Here is a 582-nt window from a genome sequence, read left to right as displayed (position 1 = left end):
TCTCACCTGTTCCAGCAGATACTAAATCTATACAACCCCAAGGTGTATAGCCCATAAGATCCACACCATCAATTTCAACGCTTTCCTTCATAGTCTCGATATGTGCTTTAAGATAGTCAATGCGATAGGAATCATGAATGCCATCCTCTGCAACCTCATCCATTGCGCCAAATCCATTTTCTACAATGAACAGAGGTAATCGATAACGATCATAGAACCAATTCATTGCATATCGTAATCCTTCTGGGTCAATTTGCCATCCCCATTCACTTGCCTTTAAATAAGGGTTAGGTACAAGACAACTCGCTTCATCATAATCATAGAATTGATTATCTTTTTGGTGCATCGTAGCAAATGACATGTAGTAACTAAAACCAATGTAGTCTACACAACCTTGACTTAAATCTTTTAGGTCTTGTTGTGTGATGTCTAACGCATACTTCTTGCGCTCTAAATATTTAGTAATATAAGAAGGGTATTCTCCGTGAACGTGAACATCAGCAAACCAATATCGTTTCTGCATGGCTGATAATGCCATCATCACATCTTTAGGATTACAAGATAACGGATAAATAGGACACA

At 38.1% G+C, this 582-nt stretch carries 1 protein-coding gene; it reads right to left on the bottom strand.

Annotated features, from left to right (window positions below; genetic code table 11):
• Positions 1-582 (bottom strand): family 1 glycosylhydrolase (locus RSC39_RS12015; RefSeq protein WP_332537473.1); only part of this gene is annotated, 582 nt, incomplete at both ends.

Origin of the sequence: Lactococcus sp. (assembly GCF_036648155.1) — a bacterium.
Classification (GTDB): domain Bacteria; phylum Bacillota; class Bacilli; order Lactobacillales; family Streptococcaceae; genus Lactococcus; species Lactococcus cremoris.
This window is presented reverse-complemented; position numbering and strand designations above follow the sequence as displayed.